At 64.5% G+C, this 14,793-nt stretch carries 14 protein-coding genes; 13 read left to right on the top strand and 1 reads right to left on the bottom strand.

What is annotated here, in order from left to right:
• Nucleotides 1-24 precede the first annotated feature (24 nt).
• Together orn and L6D77_RS07095 are read left to right on the top strand one after the other, a co-directional pair.
• Complete coding sequence (orn, locus tag L6D77_RS07100) at nt 25-567, top strand: oligoribonuclease (RefSeq protein WP_232882520.1); 543 nt, start codon at nt 25-27, stop codon at nt 565-567.
• Between the two features lie 92 nt (nt 568-659).
• The gene (locus L6D77_RS07095) at nt 660-1,271 is read left to right on the top strand and encodes a trimeric intracellular cation channel family protein (RefSeq protein ID WP_110996140.1); all 612 of its coding nucleotides are present in this window, start codon (nt 660-662) and stop codon (nt 1,269-1,271) included.
• Between the two features lie 66 nt (nt 1,272-1,337).
• Here L6D77_RS07095 and queG read toward each other — a convergent pair whose 3' ends face one another.
• On the bottom strand, nt 1,338-2,405 hold the full coding sequence (gene queG, locus L6D77_RS07090) for a tRNA epoxyqueuosine(34) reductase QueG (RefSeq protein WP_232882519.1): 1,068 nt from the start codon (nt 2,403-2,405) through the stop codon (nt 1,338-1,340).
• 65 nt (nt 2,406-2,470) lie between these two features.
• On the opposite strand from queG, the gene L6D77_RS07085 reads away from it, so the two are divergent.
• The 11 genes from L6D77_RS07085 (at nt 2,471) to L6D77_RS07035 (ending at nt 14,752) form a co-directional block, all read left to right on the top strand.
• Nucleotides 2,471-3,331: an NAD(P)H-hydrate dehydratase gene (locus L6D77_RS07085; protein WP_232882518.1), complete on the top strand. Its 861-nt coding sequence runs from the start codon at nt 2,471-2,473 to the stop codon at nt 3,329-3,331.
• Nucleotides 3,328-3,792, top strand: a complete 465-nt coding sequence (gene tsaE, locus L6D77_RS07080; RefSeq protein WP_373870577.1) for a tRNA (adenosine(37)-N6)-threonylcarbamoyltransferase complex ATPase subunit type 1 TsaE — start codon at nt 3,328-3,330, stop codon at nt 3,790-3,792. Before L6D77_RS07085 ends, tsaE begins: the two co-directional genes overlap by 4 nt.
• Nucleotides 3,793-3,804: 12 nt before the next feature.
• Nucleotides 3,805-5,238: an N-acetylmuramoyl-L-alanine amidase gene (locus tag L6D77_RS07075; protein WP_232882516.1), complete on the top strand. Its 1,434-nt coding sequence runs from the start codon at nt 3,805-3,807 to the stop codon at nt 5,236-5,238.
• Complete coding sequence (gene mutL / locus L6D77_RS07070) at nt 5,235-7,136, top strand: DNA mismatch repair endonuclease MutL (RefSeq protein ID WP_232882515.1); 1,902 nt, start codon at nt 5,235-5,237, stop codon at nt 7,134-7,136. The genes L6D77_RS07075 and mutL overlap by 4 nt, the downstream gene beginning before the upstream one ends.
• A 1-nt stretch (nt 7,137) precedes the next feature.
• Nucleotides 7,138-8,112, top strand: a complete 975-nt coding sequence (gene miaA, locus L6D77_RS07065; protein WP_232882514.1) for a tRNA (adenosine(37)-N6)-dimethylallyltransferase MiaA — start codon at nt 7,138-7,140, stop codon at nt 8,110-8,112.
• 93 nt (nt 8,113-8,205) lie between these two features.
• Nucleotides 8,206-8,466 (top strand): RNA chaperone Hfq, encoded by a 261-nt coding sequence (gene hfq, locus L6D77_RS07060; RefSeq protein WP_110996133.1) that lies wholly within the window; start codon nt 8,206-8,208, stop codon nt 8,464-8,466.
• An 18-nt stretch (nt 8,467-8,484) separates the two neighbouring features.
• A complete protein-coding gene (hflX, locus tag L6D77_RS07055; RefSeq protein WP_110996132.1) occupies nt 8,485-9,786 on the top strand; it encodes a ribosome rescue GTPase HflX in 1,302 nt (433 codons plus the stop codon).
• Between the two features lie 96 nt (nt 9,787-9,882).
• Complete coding sequence (gene hflK / locus L6D77_RS07050; protein WP_232882513.1) at nt 9,883-11,067, top strand: FtsH protease activity modulator HflK; 1,185 nt, start codon at nt 9,883-9,885, stop codon at nt 11,065-11,067.
• Entirely contained in the window at nt 11,067-11,936 is an 870-nt protein-coding gene (hflC, locus tag L6D77_RS07045) for a protease modulator HflC (protein ID WP_194790226.1), read from the top strand. Before hflK ends, hflC begins: the two co-directional genes overlap by 1 nt.
• Before the next feature lie 279 nt (nt 11,937-12,215).
• Entirely contained in the window at nt 12,216-13,403 is a 1,188-nt protein-coding gene (locus L6D77_RS07040; RefSeq protein WP_110996129.1) for an ATP phosphoribosyltransferase regulatory subunit, read from the top strand.
• Between the two features lie 56 nt (nt 13,404-13,459).
• Nucleotides 13,460-14,752 (top strand): adenylosuccinate synthase, encoded by a 1,293-nt coding sequence (locus L6D77_RS07035; protein ID WP_016712316.1) that lies wholly within the window; start codon nt 13,460-13,462, stop codon nt 14,750-14,752.
• Nucleotides 14,753-14,793 lie beyond the last annotated feature (41 nt).

Below are 14,793 nucleotides of genomic sequence, written 5' to 3'. Positions count from 1 at the left end.
AGCGCCTATTCGAGGAGCACTTTCATGCAGAACCCACAGAACCTGATCTGGATCGACCTGGAAATGACCGGCCTGGATCCGGACAGCGACGTCATCATCGAGATGGCCACCATCGTCACCGACAGCGAGCTGAACACCCTGGCCGAAGGTCCGGTGATCGCCATTCATCACAGCGATGAAGTGCTGGCACGCATGGACGAGTGGAACACCCGCACCCACGGCAATTCGGGCCTGACCCAGCGCGTGCGCGAGAGCACGATCAGCATGGCCGAGGCCGAGGCGCAGACTATCGCCTTCCTCGAGCAGTGGGTGCCCAAGGGCAAGTCGCCGATCTGCGGCAACAGCATCTGCCAGGATCGCCGCTTCCTGTACCGCCACATGCGCGGCCTGGAAAACTACTTCCACTACCGCAACCTCGACGTCTCGACGCTCAAGGAGCTGGCCGCGCGCTGGGCGCCGAACGTGCGTGACAGCTTCAAGAAGGGCAGCACCCACCTGGCCCTGGACGACATTCGTGAGTCGATCGCCGAGCTGCGTCACTACCGCGAGCACTTCATCAAGGTCTGACCTTGCCGCGCGCCGACAATCGTCGGCGCGCCCTCTTTTGGTGCCCCGCGCGACTGGGTAGACTGCGCGCCTTTCCCGCACGGACCTGCACCATGTTGTTGATGCTCTACCTCATCGCCATCACCGCCGAAGCCATGACTGGCGCCCTGTCTGCTGGCCGTCGCGGCATGGACTGGTTCGGTGTGGTGCTGATCGCCTGTGTCACCGCCCTGGGTGGCGGTTCGGTGCGTGACGTGCTGCTTGGGCACTATCCGCTGACCTGGGTGAAGCACCCGGAATACCTGGTACTCACCAGCTTTGCCGCGCTGGTGACCATCTTCATCGCGCCCTTGATGCGCCATCTGCGCTCGTTGTTCCTGGTGCTCGATGCCCTGGGGCTGGTGGCGTTCACCTTGATCGGCTGCATGACCGCGCTGGAGATGGGGCAGGGCTTCCTGGTCGCCTCGATCAGCGGGGTAATCACCGGGGTGTTCGGCGGCATCCTGCGGGATATCTTCTGCAACGACATCCCGTTGGTGTTCCGGCGCGAACTGTACGCCAGCGTGTCGTTCGCGGCGGCATGGTTCTACCTGGGCTGCGTGTACTTCAAGGTGCCGGCGGAGCAGGCGATGCTGCTGACCCTGTTTGGCGGGTTTTTGGTGCGCTTGCTGGCGATCCGTTTCCACTGGGAAATGCCCAAGTTCCACTACAACGACCAGCAGTGAGTCGTACGCGGTCCCTGTGGGAGCGGGCTTGCCCGCGAACACGGGCGAAGCCCGTGCCATCTAGCGTCAGGCTCTGGAGGCGTGTTGCGCCAGTGCCCACTCGACATGCTCACGCACCAGCTCTGATGGGTCATTACGCCGCGCCTTGAGCGCCTCCAGCACCGCAATGGTCGAAGGCGCATTGCCCAACCCCACCGCCAGGTTGCGCGAAAACCGCTCATACCCCGCGCGCCGCAACGGCGAGCCTTCGGTGCTGCCGAGAAAGCGCTTTTCATCCCACAGGAACAGCTCGGCCAACTCGACGTTGTCCAGGCCGCGCCGCGGCATGAAGTCATCCTCGGTGGTGGTCTTGGCGAAGCGGTTCCAAGGGCAGACCAGCTGGCAGTCGTCGCAGCCGAACACCCGATTGCCGATCAGTGGGCGCAGCTCCACCGGAATGGCGTCGCGCAACTCGATGGTCAGGTACGAAATGCAGCGCCGGGCATCGAGCTGGTACGGGCCGACGAAGGCCTGGGTCGGGCAGATGTCCAGGCAGGCCTGGCAACGGCCACAGTGGTCGCTGCCCTGCACGCCGTCGATGGGCAGCGGCAGGTCGACGAACAGCTCGGCGAGGAAGAAGTAGCTGCCGGCCTTGCGGTTGAGCAGCAAGGTGTTCTTGCCGATCCAGCCCAGGCCGGCCTCCTGCGCCAGGGCTTTCTCCAGCACCGGGGCGCTGTCGACGAAGGCGCGGTAGCCGAACGGGCCGATGGCCTCCTGGATGCGGTCGGCGAAGTGCTGCACGCGCTTGCGCACCAGCTTGTGGTAGTCGCGGCCCAGGGCGTAGCGGGCGATATAGGCTTTTTCCGGCTGGGCCAGGCGTTGGGCCATTTGCGTGTCGCCCGGCAGGTAGTCCATACGCAGCGAGATCACCCGCAGGGTGCCGGGGATCAGCTCGGCGGGGCGCGAACGCTTGGTGCCGTGCTCGCCCATGTATTCCATTTCGCCCTGGTAGCCGGCCGCGAGCCAGCGCTGCAGGTGCTGTTCGTGCTCGCCAAGGTCCACGCCGGCGATGCCGACGTGGGCAAAACCGAGTTCCTGGCCCCAATCCTTGATCGATTGGGCCAATGTGTTGATGTCTGGAAGCGTGGCGGGCATGGATGGGCAAGGCATTACGGGTGTAGGTGCGTATAATTCTGCCAGACATCGGAGCCTTTGACCCCATGCCTCAGACCAAACACCCCGGTAATACCCCGCAACCGCTCAATCGACTGACCCTGGCCAGCCTGCCGCCGCGTGCTGCCGATGCCCACAAGGGGGACTTCGGCCATGTGCTGGTGGTCGGTGGCGATTTGGGGACAGGCGGTGCGGTGATGCTCAGTGCGCAAGCGGCGTTGCGCTGTGGTGCCGGCCTGGTCAGTGTGGCCACCCGCCCCGAACATGTCGCTGCCGGGCTGGCCCGCCTGCCCGAGGTCATGTGGCTGGGGGTGAGCTCGGCCAATCAGCTGATGGGGCCGCTGGAGCGTGCCTCGGTGCTGGTGGTCGGGCCGGGGCTTGGGCAGGCGGCCTGGGGCCGCAGCCTGTTGTCGGCGGTGGCCAACGCGCACCTGCCGCAAGTCTGGGATGCCGATGCGCTCAACCTGCTGGCGCGCTCGCCGCTGGCGTTGCCCAGTGGCAGCGTGCTGACCCCGCACCCGGGGGAGGCGGCGCGCCTGCTGGGGATTTCCACCGAAGCGGTGCAAGCCGACCGGCCTGGTGCCGCGCGCAAGCTGGCGCGCAAATATGCCAGTGTCTGCGTGCTCAAGGGCGCCGGTACCCTGGTGGCTGACCCTGTCGGGCGGCTGGCGTTGTGCGATCACGGTCATCCGGCCATGGCCGGCGCAGGGCTGGGTGATGTGCTCACGGGCGTACTGGCCGCGCTGCTGGCCCAAGAATTGGACGCCTGGCAGGCAGCGTGCCTGGGGGTGTGGTTGCATGCCCGTGCCGGCGAGCGCCTGGGGGTTGAGGGAAGAGGCCTGGCGGCCAGCGATCTGATTGCGGTCATTAGAGAATTGTTGGAGGAACATTCAGCGTGTCTGGCATAACCCTGTATTTGGCCGATGAAGCGGCCACCGTCGACTTCGGCGCAAAGCTGGCTGAAGTGACCGGCGGTCATGGCGTGATCTTTCTCGAGGGCGACCTGGGTGCTGGCAAGACCACCCTGTCCCGCGGGCTGATCCGTGGCCTGGGCCACACCGGCCCGGTCAAGAGCCCGACCTTCACCGTGGTCGAACCCTACGAAATCGGCGACATTCGCGCTTTCCACTTCGACCTGTATCGCCTGGTCGATCCGGAAGAGCTTGAATTCATGGGGATTCGCGATTACTTCGAGGATGACGCCCTGTGCCTGTTCGAGTGGCCCGATAAAGGTGCGGGCGTTTTGCCAAAGCCCGACCTGACCATTACCATAAGCCCGCAAGCGGGCGGGCGCTCGCTTGACCTGTCGCCGCAGGGGGCACGCGGCGAAGCCTGGTGTGCCGTTCTGGCCGAAAAAATCAAACAGTAAGTGGGGAAAGGTATGCGCATACGCGCACTGGTCGCTGTCGTTGGGCTGCTGCTGACAACGGTGACCGTTGACGCTCTGGCGGCTGTCACTCAAGTCAAGAGCGTGCGCCTGTGGCGTGCGCCGGATAACACGCGGCTGGTCTTCGACCTGTCCGGGCCTGTGCAGCACAGCGTCTTCACCCTGACCGCGCCTGATCGGCTGGTCATCGACATCAATGGCGCCACCCTGGGTGGGCCGCTGAACGTAGCCACCTCGAACACGCCGATCACCAGCATGCGCTCGGCCCAGCGCACGCCCACCGACCTGCGGGTGGTGATCGACCTTAAAAAGGCCGTGTCGCCCAAGAGCTTCACCCTGGCGCCGAATGCCCAGTATGGCAACCGCCTGGTGGTCGACCTGTACGATCAGGAAGCCGATGCCATCGCCGCCAGCAACCCGACGCCGCCCCCTGCGGTGCAGCCGCCCGCGACCACGCCGGCGGTGCCGGTAACCCCGGTACAGCCCGCGATCAAGCTGCCACCCGCACCCGCCGGCAAGCGCGACATCGTCGTTGCCATCGACGCCGGCCACGGCGGCGAAGACCCGGGGGCCTCGGGCTCGCGCGGCCAGCACGAGAAAGACATCGTGCTCGACATCGCCAAGGAACTGCAGCGTCAGATCAACAGCGAGAAGGGTTACCGCGCCGAGCTGACCCGTACCGGCGACTACTTCATCCCGCTGCGCAAGCGCACCGAGATCGCCCGCAAGAAGGGCGCTGACCTGTTCGTCTCGATTCACGCCGACGCTGCGCCATCCAAGGCCGCCTTCGGCGCCTCGGTGTTCGCCCTGTCCGATCGCGGTGCCACCTCCGAGACCGCGCGCTGGCTGGCCGACACGGAAAACCGTTCCGACCTGATCGGCGGCGCCGGCAACGTCAGCCTCGACGACAAGGACCGCATGCTCGCCGGGGTGCTGCTCGACCTGTCGATGACCGCCACCCTCAGCTCCAGCCTCAACGTTGGGCAAAAGGTGCTGGGCAACATGGGCCGGGTAACACCCTTGCACAAGCAGCGCGTCGAACAGGCCGGGTTCATGGTGCTGAAGTCGCCGGATATTCCATCGATCCTCGTGGAAACCGGGTTCATCTCCAATGCCAACGAGGCGGCCAAGCTGGCCACGCGCAGCCACCAGCAGGCGCTGGCCCGGTCGATCCATACCGGCGTGCGCCAGTTCTTCCAGCAGAACCCGCCACCGGGCACCTACATCGCCTGGCTGCGTGACAGCGGCAAGATTGCCCAGGGCCCGCGCGATCACACCGTGCGCCCCGGCGAGACCCTGGCGATGATCGCCGTGCGCTACCAGGTCAGCGTTGCCAGCCTGCGCAGCAGCAACAGCCTGAAGACCGATGAGCTCAAAGTCGGCCAGCACCTCGACATTCCGGGCACTACCCTGGCGTCGCAGCAATGAACGGCGGATCGCGCATCCAGCTGCTCAGCCCGCGGCTGGCCAACCAGATCGCCGCGGGCGAGGTGGTCGAGCGCCCTGCGTCGGTGGCCAAGGAACTGCTGGAGAACAGCCTTGACTCCGGCGCCAAGCGCATCGAGGTCGAGGTCGAGCAGGGTGGCGTGAAGCTGCTGCGGGTACGTGACAACGGCAGCGGCATTGCCCCGGACGACCTGCCGCTGGCCCTGGCGCGCCATGCCACCAGCAAGATCCGAGAGCTGGAAGACCTCGAAGGCGTGCTCAGCCTGGGCTTTCGCGGTGAGGCCCTGGCTTCGATCAGCTCGGTGGCCCGCCTGACCCTGACCTCGCGCACCGCCGACGCCGGCGAAGCCTGGCAGGTGGAGACCGAAGGCCGCGACATGCTCCCGCGTGTGCAGCCTGCCGCGCACCCGGTCGGTACCTCGGTGGAGGTGCGTGACCTGTTCTTCAATACCCCGGCCCGGCGCAAGTTCCTCAAGGCCGAGAAAACCGAATTCGATCACCTGCAGGAAGTCATCCGGCGCCTGGCGCTGGCGCGCTTCGACGTGGGCTTCCACCTGCGCCACAACGGCAAGACCGTCTTCAGCCTGCATGAGGCTGCCGACGACATGGCCCGGGCGCGGCGTGTGGGTACCATCTGTGGCCCGGGCTTCCTTGAGCAGGCGTTGCCGATCGACGTCGAGCGCAACGGCCTGAGGTTGTGGGGCTGGGTAGGCTTGCCGACGTTTTCGCGCAGCCAGGCAGACTTGCAGTACTTCTTCGTCAATGGCCGCGCGGTGCGCGACAAGCTGGTTGCCCACGCAGTGCGCCAGGCCTACCGCGACGTGCTGTTCAACGGCCGGCACCCAACCTTCGTGCTGTTCCTCGAGTGCGACCCCACCGGGGTCGACGTCAACGTGCACCCGACCAAGCACGAAGTACGCTTCCGTGAAGGGCGGATGGTCCACGATTTCCTCTATGGCACCCTGCACCGGGCCCTGGCTGATGTGCGGCCCGAGGACCAGCTCGCGGCCCCCGCGGCAACCGCCGAGCTCATTCGCCCCAGCGGCCAGCAGGCCGGGGAATTCGGCCCCCAGGGCGAAATGCGCCTGGCTTCGCCGGTACTGGAGCAGCCCCAGGGCGAGGTGCGTCAGCCGTTCTCCTCGGGCGGCGCGGGTGCGGGTTATCAGTACCAATACACCCCGCGCCCGTCTCAGCCGGTCGCTGCCGGTGAGGCGCAGGCTGTCTACCGCGAGTTCTATGCGCCACTGGATAACGCCACGGTCGCGCCGGGAGCCTTGCCGGACAGCCAGGGTGACATCCCGCCACTGGGCTATGCCTTGGCCCAGCTAAAAGGCATCTACATCCTCGCCGAGAACGCTATCGGCCTGGTGCTGGTGGACATGCATGCCGCCCATGAGCGAATCATGTACGAGCGCCTCAAGGTGGCCATGGCCAGCGAAGGCCTGAGCGGCCAGCCGCTGCTGGTGCCGGAGTCGCTGGCGCTGAGCCAGCGCGAAGCCGACTGCGCCGAAGAGCACGCCCAGTGGTTCCAGCGCTTAGGTTTCGAACTGCAGCGCCTTGGCCCGGAAACCCTGGCGATCCGGCAGATCCCGGCGCTGCTCAAGCAGGCCGAGGCCAACCGCCTGGTGCAGGACGTACTCGCCGACCTGATGGAGTACGGCAGCAGCGACCGCATCCAGGCGCACCTGAACGAACTGCTCGGGACCATGGCCTGCCACGGTGCGGTGCGCGCCAACCGGCGCCTGGCGATCCCGGAAATGAACGCCCTGCTGCGCGACATGGAGAACACCGAGCGCAGCGGCCAGTGCAACCACGGCCGGCCGACCTGGACCCAGATGGGCCTGGACGATCTGGACAAGCTGTTCCTGCGGGGGCGATGAGATGAGCATGAAACCCCCGGCGATATTCCTCATGGGCCCGACGGCGGCCGGCAAGACCGACCTGGCCATCGAGTTGACCAAAGTGTTGCCGTGCGAGCTGATCAGTGTCGACTCGGCGCTGGTGTATCGCGGCATGGATATCGGTACCGCCAAGCCTTCGAAAGAAGTCCTGGCCGCTCATCCGCATCGGCTGATCGATATCCTCGACCCGGCCGAGAGCTATTCAGCGAAGCAGTTCTGTACCGATGCACTTGACGCCATGGCCGAGATCACCGCGCGCGGCAAGATCCCGCTGCTGGTCGGCGGCACCATGCTTTATTACAAGGCTTTGCTCGATGGCCTGGCAGACATGCCGCCGGCCGATGCAGCGGTGCGTGCCGAGCTTGAGGCCCAAGCCGGCGAGCTGGGCCTGGCGGAGTTGCACCGGCAACTGGCCGAGGTGGACCCCGAATCGGCTGCGCGTATCCATCCGAATGATCCGCAACGCCTGATTCGCGCGCTTGAAGTGTACCGGGTGAGTGGCGAGAGCATGACCGCCCACCGCCAGCGTCAATTCGCTCAAAGTCGCGGCGCAGACGCAGGCGTGAACGGGCATTTGCCCTATACTGTCGCCAGCCTGGCCATAGCGCCTACAGATCGTCACATTTTGCATGAGCGAATTGCGTTACGATTTTCACAGATGCTGGAACAGGGCTTCATCGACGAGGTCCGATCGCTGCGAGCCAGAAGTGACTTGCACGCCGGGCTGCCGTCTATACGGGCAGTGGGGTATCGGCAGGTCTGGGATTACCTGGACGGCCAGCTTACTGAGAATGAGATGCGTGAACGCGGTATCATTGCCACGCGTCAGCTGGCCAAGCGCCAATTCACCTGGCTACGCGGCTGGTCCGATGATGTGCACTGGCTGGATAGCCTGGCCTGCGACAATCTGTCCCGCACCTTGAAATACCTTGGGGCCGTCTCCATATTGAGCTGAGTCCCTGCTTATTGCCGTCTATTCTTGCGAAGGGCGGCAGCAATTACTGAATTTTCTTGTTTTTTACTATTGATCCTTACAGGAGTGCGGCATATGTCAAAAGGGCATTCGCTACAAGACCCTTACTTGAACACCTTGAGAAAAGAAAAGGTCCCGGTTTCGATCTATCTGGTCAACGGGATCAAGTTGCAGGGCCAGATTGAATCGTTCGACCAGTTCGTCGTGCTGCTGAAGAACACCGTCAGCCAGATGGTCTACAAGCACGCGATCTCGACTGTCGTACCTGCCCGTCCAGTTCGTCTGCCAAGCCCGACCGATGGCGAGCACGGCGACAGCGAGCAAGGCAACGCTTGAAAACAGTAGGAGCCTGCATTGTTCTTTGAGCGCCACGGTGGTGGTGAGCGAGCGCTGCTCGTTCACTTGGAAGGTCAGAACCCTGAGGCGCGCGAAGACCCGCAGGAGTTTCAGGAGCTGGCGCTGTCGGCCGGAGCCGAGATCGTTACACTGGCGACAGTGTCACGGCATCAGCCCACCGCCAAGTTTCTGATCGGCAGCGGCAAGGTCGAGGAGTTGCGCGACCTGGTCAAAACCGAAGACGTTGACCTGGTGATTTTCAATCACACCCTCACGCCCAGCCAGGAACGTAACCTCGAACGTGTTTTCGAGTGTCGCGTGCTGGACCGTACCGGGCTGATTCTCGATATCTTCGCCCAACGGGCGCGTACTCACGAAGGCAAGCTGCAGGTCGAACTGGCCCAGCTCGAGCACATGAGCACGCGGCTGGTGCGTGGCTGGACCCACCTTGAGCGACAGAAGGGTGGTATCGGCCTGCGTGGCCCGGGTGAAACCCAGCTGGAAACCGACCGCCGCCTGTTGCGGGTGCGCCTGCGCCAGATCAAGGGCCGCCTTGAGAAGGTACGCAGCCAGCGCGAGCAGGCCCGTCGTGGGCGCAAGCGTGCCGACATCCCGTCGGTGTCGCTGGTGGGTTACACCAACGCCGGCAAGTCGACCCTGTTCAACGCCCTCACGCAATCCGAGGTTTACGCCGCGGACCAGCTGTTCGCCACCCTCGACCCTACGCTGCGCCGGCTTGAACTGGCCGACCTGGGGCCGATCGTGCTGGCCGACACCGTGGGTTTCATCCGCCACTTGCCGCACAAGCTGGTCGAGGCATTTCGGGCTACGCTCGAAGAGTCGAGCAACTCCGACCTGCTGTTGCACGTGATCGATGCCCATGAGCCCGAGCGCATGGAGCAGATCGAACAGGTACTGGCGGTACTGGGCGAGATTGGCGCTGAAGGCTTGCCGATCCTCGAGGTGTATAACAAACTCGACCTGCTCGAAGATGTCGAGCCGCAGATCCAGCGCGATGCCGACGGCAAGCCGCAGCGGGTCTGGGTATCGGCACGTGACGGACGAGGCCTGGAGCTGGTTGGCCAGGCAGTTGCCGAATTGCTGGGGGATGATCTTTATGTCGGAACCCTGTGCCTGGAGCAGCGATTTGCCCGCTTGCGCGCGCAATTCTTCGCGTTGGGGGCCGTGCAGAGTGAAGAGCATGATGAAGAAGGGCGCAGCCTGCTGAGCGTGCGACTGCCCAGGGTCGAGTTGAATCGCCTGGTCAGCCGCGAAGGCATGGAGCCGCAAGTGTTTGTCGAGCAACACACTTTGCAATAAATGCTCGTCGAGGTCGCCGGGCAGCAGTGACAGGCATTCTGTAGCATTGGACGGCGCGCCGTGGGCGCGTCTTTGCTTTATCAGATGGAGAGCGCTATGGCTTGGAACGAGCCGGGTGGCAACTCGAACAATCAGGATCCCTGGGGCGGTCGTCGCGGTGGCGGCGGCGGCGGTGGCGACAAGAAAGGTCCACCGGATCTGGACGAGGCCTTCCGCAAGCTGCAGGACAGCCTGAACGGCATGTTCGGCAGTGGCAAGAAGCGCGGTGGCAACAGCGACCGCAATATCGGCAAAGGTGGCGGCCTGGGCCTGCTGGGCGTAGGCCTGGCGGTGCTGGCGGCGATCTGGCTGTACAACGCCGTGTACGTGGTGGACGAGCAGGAGCAGGCGGTTGTGCTGCGCTTCGGCAAGTACTACGAGACCGTCGGCCCCGGCCTGAATATCTATTTCCCGCCGATCGACCGCAAGTACATGGAAAACGTGACCCGCGAGCGGGCCTACACCAAGCAGGGCCAGATGCTCACCGAAGACGAGAACATCGTCGAAGTGCCGCTGACCGTGCAGTACCGCATCAGCAACCTGCAGGACTTCGTGCTCAACGTCGACCAGCCGGAAGTCAGCCTGCAGCATGCGACCGACAGCGCCCTGCGCCACGTGGTGGGTTCCACCTCGATGGACCAGGTGCTGACCGAAGGTCGTGAGCAGATGGCCGTGGACATCCGCGAGCGCCTGCAGCGTTTCCTCGACACCTACCGTACCGGTATCACCGTGACCCAGGTCAACGTGCAGAGCGCGGCAGCCCCGCGTGAAGTGCAGGAAGCCTTCGACGACGTGATCCGTGCCCGTGAAGACGAGCAGCGTGCCCGCAACCAGGCCGAATCCTACGCCAATGGCGTGGTGCCGGAAGCCCGTGGTCAGGCGCAGCGCATCATCGAGGACGCCAATGGCTACCGCGATGAAGTCATCGCCCGTGCCAAGGGTGAGGCCGACCGCTTCACCAAGCTGGTCGCCGAGTACCGCAAGGCGCCAGAGGTTACCCGCCAGCGTCTGTACCTCGAGACCATGCAGGAGGTCTACAGCAACTCCAGCAAAGTTCTGGTGGCAACCAAGGATGGGCAGAACAACCTGCTCTACCTGCCGCTGGACAAGATGGTCGAAAGCGGTCGCAACAGCACTGCAGTTCCCGCCAGCAGCGTAACGCCGTCGGCCAATGACGCCGCCGCGCGTGCCGCCCAGGACCTGCAACAACAACCGCCGCTGCGTTCCAGGGAGAGCCGCTGATGAGCAATAAATCGCTGTTCGCCCTGATTGGCGCCGTGGTGCTGGCGATCGTCGCCTGGAACTGCTTCTACATCGTTTCGCAAACCGAGCGCGCGGTATTGCTGCAGTTCGGTCGCGTGGTCAAGGCCGATGTCCAGCCTGGCCTGCATGTGAAGGTGCCGTACGTGAACCAGGTGCGCAAGTTCGACGCCCGCCTGATGACCCTCGACGCCCCGACCCAGCGTTTCCTGACGCTGGAGAAGAAAGCCGTGATGGTCGACGCCTACGCCAAGTGGCGCGTCAAGGACGCCGAGCGCTTCTATACCGCTACCTCGGGTATGAAGCAGATCGCCGACGAGCGCCTGTCGCGTCGTCTGGAAAGCGGCCTGCGTGACCAGTTCGGTAAGCGCACCCTGCACGAAGTGGTGTCGGGTGAGCGTGACGCACTGATGGCTGACATCACCGCCTCGCTGAACCGTATGGCCAGCAAGGAGTTGGGTATTGAAGTGGTCGACGTTCGCGTCAAGGCCATCGACCTGCCCAAGGAAGTCAACCGCAGCGTGTTCGACCGCATGAGCACCGAGCGTGAGCGTGAAGCCCGCGAGCACCGCGCCAAAGGTAACGAGCTGGCCGAAGGCATCCGTGCCGACGCCGACCGTCAGCGCCGCGTGCTGCTGGCCGAAGCGTATCGTGAAGCGGAAGAAACCCGCGGTGATGGCGACGCCCAGTCGGCCGCCATCTACGCCAAGGCCTACACCCAGGACGCCGATTTCTACGCGTTCTACCGTAGCCTGCAGGCCTACCGCGAGAGCTTCTCCAGCAAGAGCGACGTGCTGGTCCTGGACCCGAAGAACGAGTTCTTCCGCTACCTGGACAAGAGCAAGCCCTGAGGTTGCTCTCATGATGGGCGCACCCCGCCCGGCAGCTAAAATGCCTGGCGGGGTGCATCCTGAATGAAAAGGGGTGTATGATGCGGCAGCCGGGAAATTCCCGGCTTTTTTGCGTCTGTAAGGTTGGTTGGCCGATGGCAGGCCCCGGCGCAAGGTATTCAAGGGTGTTGGTAACGGTGGCTGCGCTGGGTTCGGTCCTGCCCGCTGCTGTCCGCCAGGCCCGTTTCACTCAAGGCTCGCCCGCAGGGTGGCCGCCCGGACCAAAGGGGAAATGGCGTAATGGCAACGGTAGACCGCTGGCTTTTGCCAGATGGCATCGAGGAAGTACTGCCACCTGAGGCTGCGCGCATCGAAATCGCGCGTCGGCAGGTGTTGGACCTGTTCCAGAGCTGGGGTTACGAGCTGGTGGTCACCCCCCATATCGAATACCTGGAGTCGCTGCTGACCGGTGCCGGTGCGGACCTGGACGAGCGCACCTTCAAGGTTGTCGACCCGCAGTCCGGGCGCCTGATGGGCTTCCGTGCCGACTTCACCCCACAGGTGGCGCGTATCGATGCCCACACCCTGCGCCGCGAAGGCCCGAGCCGCCTGTGCTACGCCGGTAGCGTGCTGCACGCCCAGCCACGCGCGCTGTCCACCTCGCGCAGCCCGATCCAGTTGGGCGCCGAGCTGTACGGCGATGCCAGCCCCACCAGCGATGTCGAAGTCATCAGCCTGATGCTCGCCACGCTGCAGCTGACCGACGTGGCGGATGTACACATGGACCTCGGCCATGTCGGCATCTACCGTGGTCTGGCGCGCGCCGCCAACCTGTCGGGTGACGTCGAGCAGCAGTTGTTCGACGCCCTGCAGCGCAAGGCTGTCGATGAAGTGCAGGCGCTGACCGCCAACCTGCCGCAGGACCTTGGCAACATGCTGCGTGCCCTGTGCGAGCTGTGCGGTGGTCGTGAAGTGCTGGCCGAAGCCCGTGTGCGCCTGGGCCGTGCCCCGGCCAGCGTGCTGGCAGCGCTGGACGACCTGCTGGCGATCGCTGACCGCCTGGCCTCGCGCTACCCGGACCTGCCGCTGTATTTCGACCTTGGCGAGCTGCGCGGCTACCACTACCACACCGGCGTGGTGTTCGCCGTGTTCGTGCCTGGCGAGGGTCAATCGATCGCCCAGGGCGGGCGTTACGACGACATCGGCGCCGACTTCGGCCGGGCACGCCCGGCCACCGGTTTCTCCACGGATTTGAAGACCCTGGTCACACTGGGGCGAGCGGAGGTCGTACTCCCGGCTGGCGGCATCTGGATGCCCGACAGCGGTGATGCGGCCCTCTGGCAGCAAGTCTGCCAGTTGCGCAACGAGGGCCAGCGTGTGGTCCAGGCTCTGCCTGGCCAGCCGCTGAGTGCTGCCCTTGAGGCGGATTGTGATCGGCAATTGATTCAGCAAGACGGGCGCTGGCAGGTTCTGCCGCTGACCCATTGAGATTCTTCGCCGGCGATGGGCCGGCAACCAAGTTTGCGTGAATGAGGACAAGTGTTATGGGTAAGAATGTCGTCGTCCTGGGCACCCAGTGGGGTGATGAGGGCAAAGGCAAGATCGTCGATCTGCTGACCGAACATGCTGCCGCCGTCGTGCGCTACCAAGGTGGCCACAACGCGGGTCACACCCTGGTGATCAACGGTGAGAAGACCGTTCTGCACCTGATTCCATCGGGCATCCTGCGTGAAGGCGTACAGTGCCTGATCGGCAACGGCGTGGTTGTAGCCCCGGACGCGCTGATGCGCGAAATCACCAAGCTGGAAGAGAAGGGCGTACCGGTGCGCGAGCGCCTGCGCATCAGCCCGGCTGCCCCGCTGATCCTGTCGTACCACGTGGCGCTGGACCAGGCCCGTGAAAAAGCCCGTGGCGAAGCCAAGATCGGCACCACCGGCCGCGGCATCGGCCCAGCCTACGAAGACAAGGTCGCGCGCCGCGGCCTGCGTGTGGGCGACCTGTTCCACCGCGAGCGTTTCGCCGCCAAGCTCGGTGAGCTGCTGGACTACCACAACTTCCAGCTGGTGAATTACTACAAAGAGCCGGCCATCGACTTCCAGCAGACCCTGGACGAGTGCATGGCCTACGCCGAGCAGCTCAAGCCGATGATGCTCGACGTCACCGCCGAGCTGCACAACCTGCGTCGCGCCGGCAAGGACATCATGTTCGAGGGCGCCCAGGGCTCGCTGCTGGACATCGACCATGGTACCTACCCGTACGTCACCAGCTCCAACACCACTGCCGGCGGCATCTCCACCGGTTCCGGCGTTGGCCCGATGTACCTGGACTACATCCTGGGTATCACCAAGGCCTACACCACCCGTGTTGGTTCCGGCCCGTTCCCGACCGAACTGTTCGACGAGACTGGCGCCACCCTGGCCAAGCGTGGTCACGAGTTCGGTTCCACCACCGGCCGTGCCCGTCGTTGCGGCTGGTTCGATGCGGTCATCCTGCGTCGCGCCATCGACGTCAACAGCATCTCGGGCATCTGCCTGACCAAGCTGGACGTACTGGACGGCCTGGAAACCATCAACATCTGCGTGGGCTACAAGAACGAGAACGGTGCCGTCATCGACGCACCTTCCGATGCCGACAGCTACATCGGCCTGGAGCCGGTGTACGAAGAGATGCCGGGTTGGAGCGAGTCGACCGTGGGCGTGAAAACCCTGGAAGAGCTGCCAGCCAATGCGCGTGCCTACATCAAGCGCATCGAGGATTTGATCGGCGCGCCGATCGACATCATCTCGACTGGCCCGGACCGCAACGAGACCATCGTGCTGCGTCATCCGTTTGCCTGATTAGCGTTTCCGGCTGATCGAACGCCGCGTTCCCGCAAGGG

Origin of the sequence: Pseudomonas parasichuanensis, assembly GCF_021601385.1 — a bacterium.
Lineage (GTDB): Bacteria > Pseudomonadota > Gammaproteobacteria > Pseudomonadales > Pseudomonadaceae > Aquipseudomonas > Aquipseudomonas parasichuanensis.
The sequence above is the reverse complement of the archived record's forward strand: the minus strand, read 5'-3'. Positions and strand labels throughout refer to the sequence as shown.

What these genes read in the sequence shown, in the direction of transcription:
- orn (WP_232882520.1), top strand. Translation starts at nt 25, where the DNA reads ATGCAGAACCCACAGAACCTGATCTGGATCGACCTGGAAATGACCGGC.
- L6D77_RS07095 (WP_110996140.1), top strand. Translation starts at nt 660, where the DNA reads ATGTTGTTGATGCTCTACCTCATCGCCATCACCGCCGAAGCCATGACT.
- queG (WP_232882519.1), bottom strand. Translation starts at nt 2,405, where the DNA reads ATGCCCGCCACGCTTCCAGACATCAACACATTGGCCCAATCGATCAAG.
- L6D77_RS07085 (WP_232882518.1), top strand. Translation starts at nt 2,471, where the DNA reads ATGCCTCAGACCAAACACCCCGGTAATACCCCGCAACCGCTCAATCGA.
- L6D77_RS07075 (WP_232882516.1), top strand. Translation starts at nt 3,805, where the DNA reads ATGCGCATACGCGCACTGGTCGCTGTCGTTGGGCTGCTGCTGACAACG.
- mutL (WP_232882515.1), top strand. Translation starts at nt 5,235, where the DNA reads ATGAACGGCGGATCGCGCATCCAGCTGCTCAGCCCGCGGCTGGCCAAC.
- miaA (WP_232882514.1), top strand. Translation starts at nt 7,138, where the DNA reads ATGAGCATGAAACCCCCGGCGATATTCCTCATGGGCCCGACGGCGGCC.
- hfq (WP_110996133.1), top strand. Translation starts at nt 8,206, where the DNA reads ATGTCAAAAGGGCATTCGCTACAAGACCCTTACTTGAACACCTTGAGA.
- hflK (WP_232882513.1), top strand. Translation starts at nt 9,883, where the DNA reads ATGGCTTGGAACGAGCCGGGTGGCAACTCGAACAATCAGGATCCCTGG.
- hflC (WP_194790226.1), top strand. Translation starts at nt 11,067, where the DNA reads ATGAGCAATAAATCGCTGTTCGCCCTGATTGGCGCCGTGGTGCTGGCG.
- L6D77_RS07040 (WP_110996129.1), top strand. Translation starts at nt 12,216, where the DNA reads ATGGCAACGGTAGACCGCTGGCTTTTGCCAGATGGCATCGAGGAAGTA.
- L6D77_RS07035 (WP_016712316.1), top strand. Translation starts at nt 13,460, where the DNA reads ATGGGTAAGAATGTCGTCGTCCTGGGCACCCAGTGGGGTGATGAGGGC.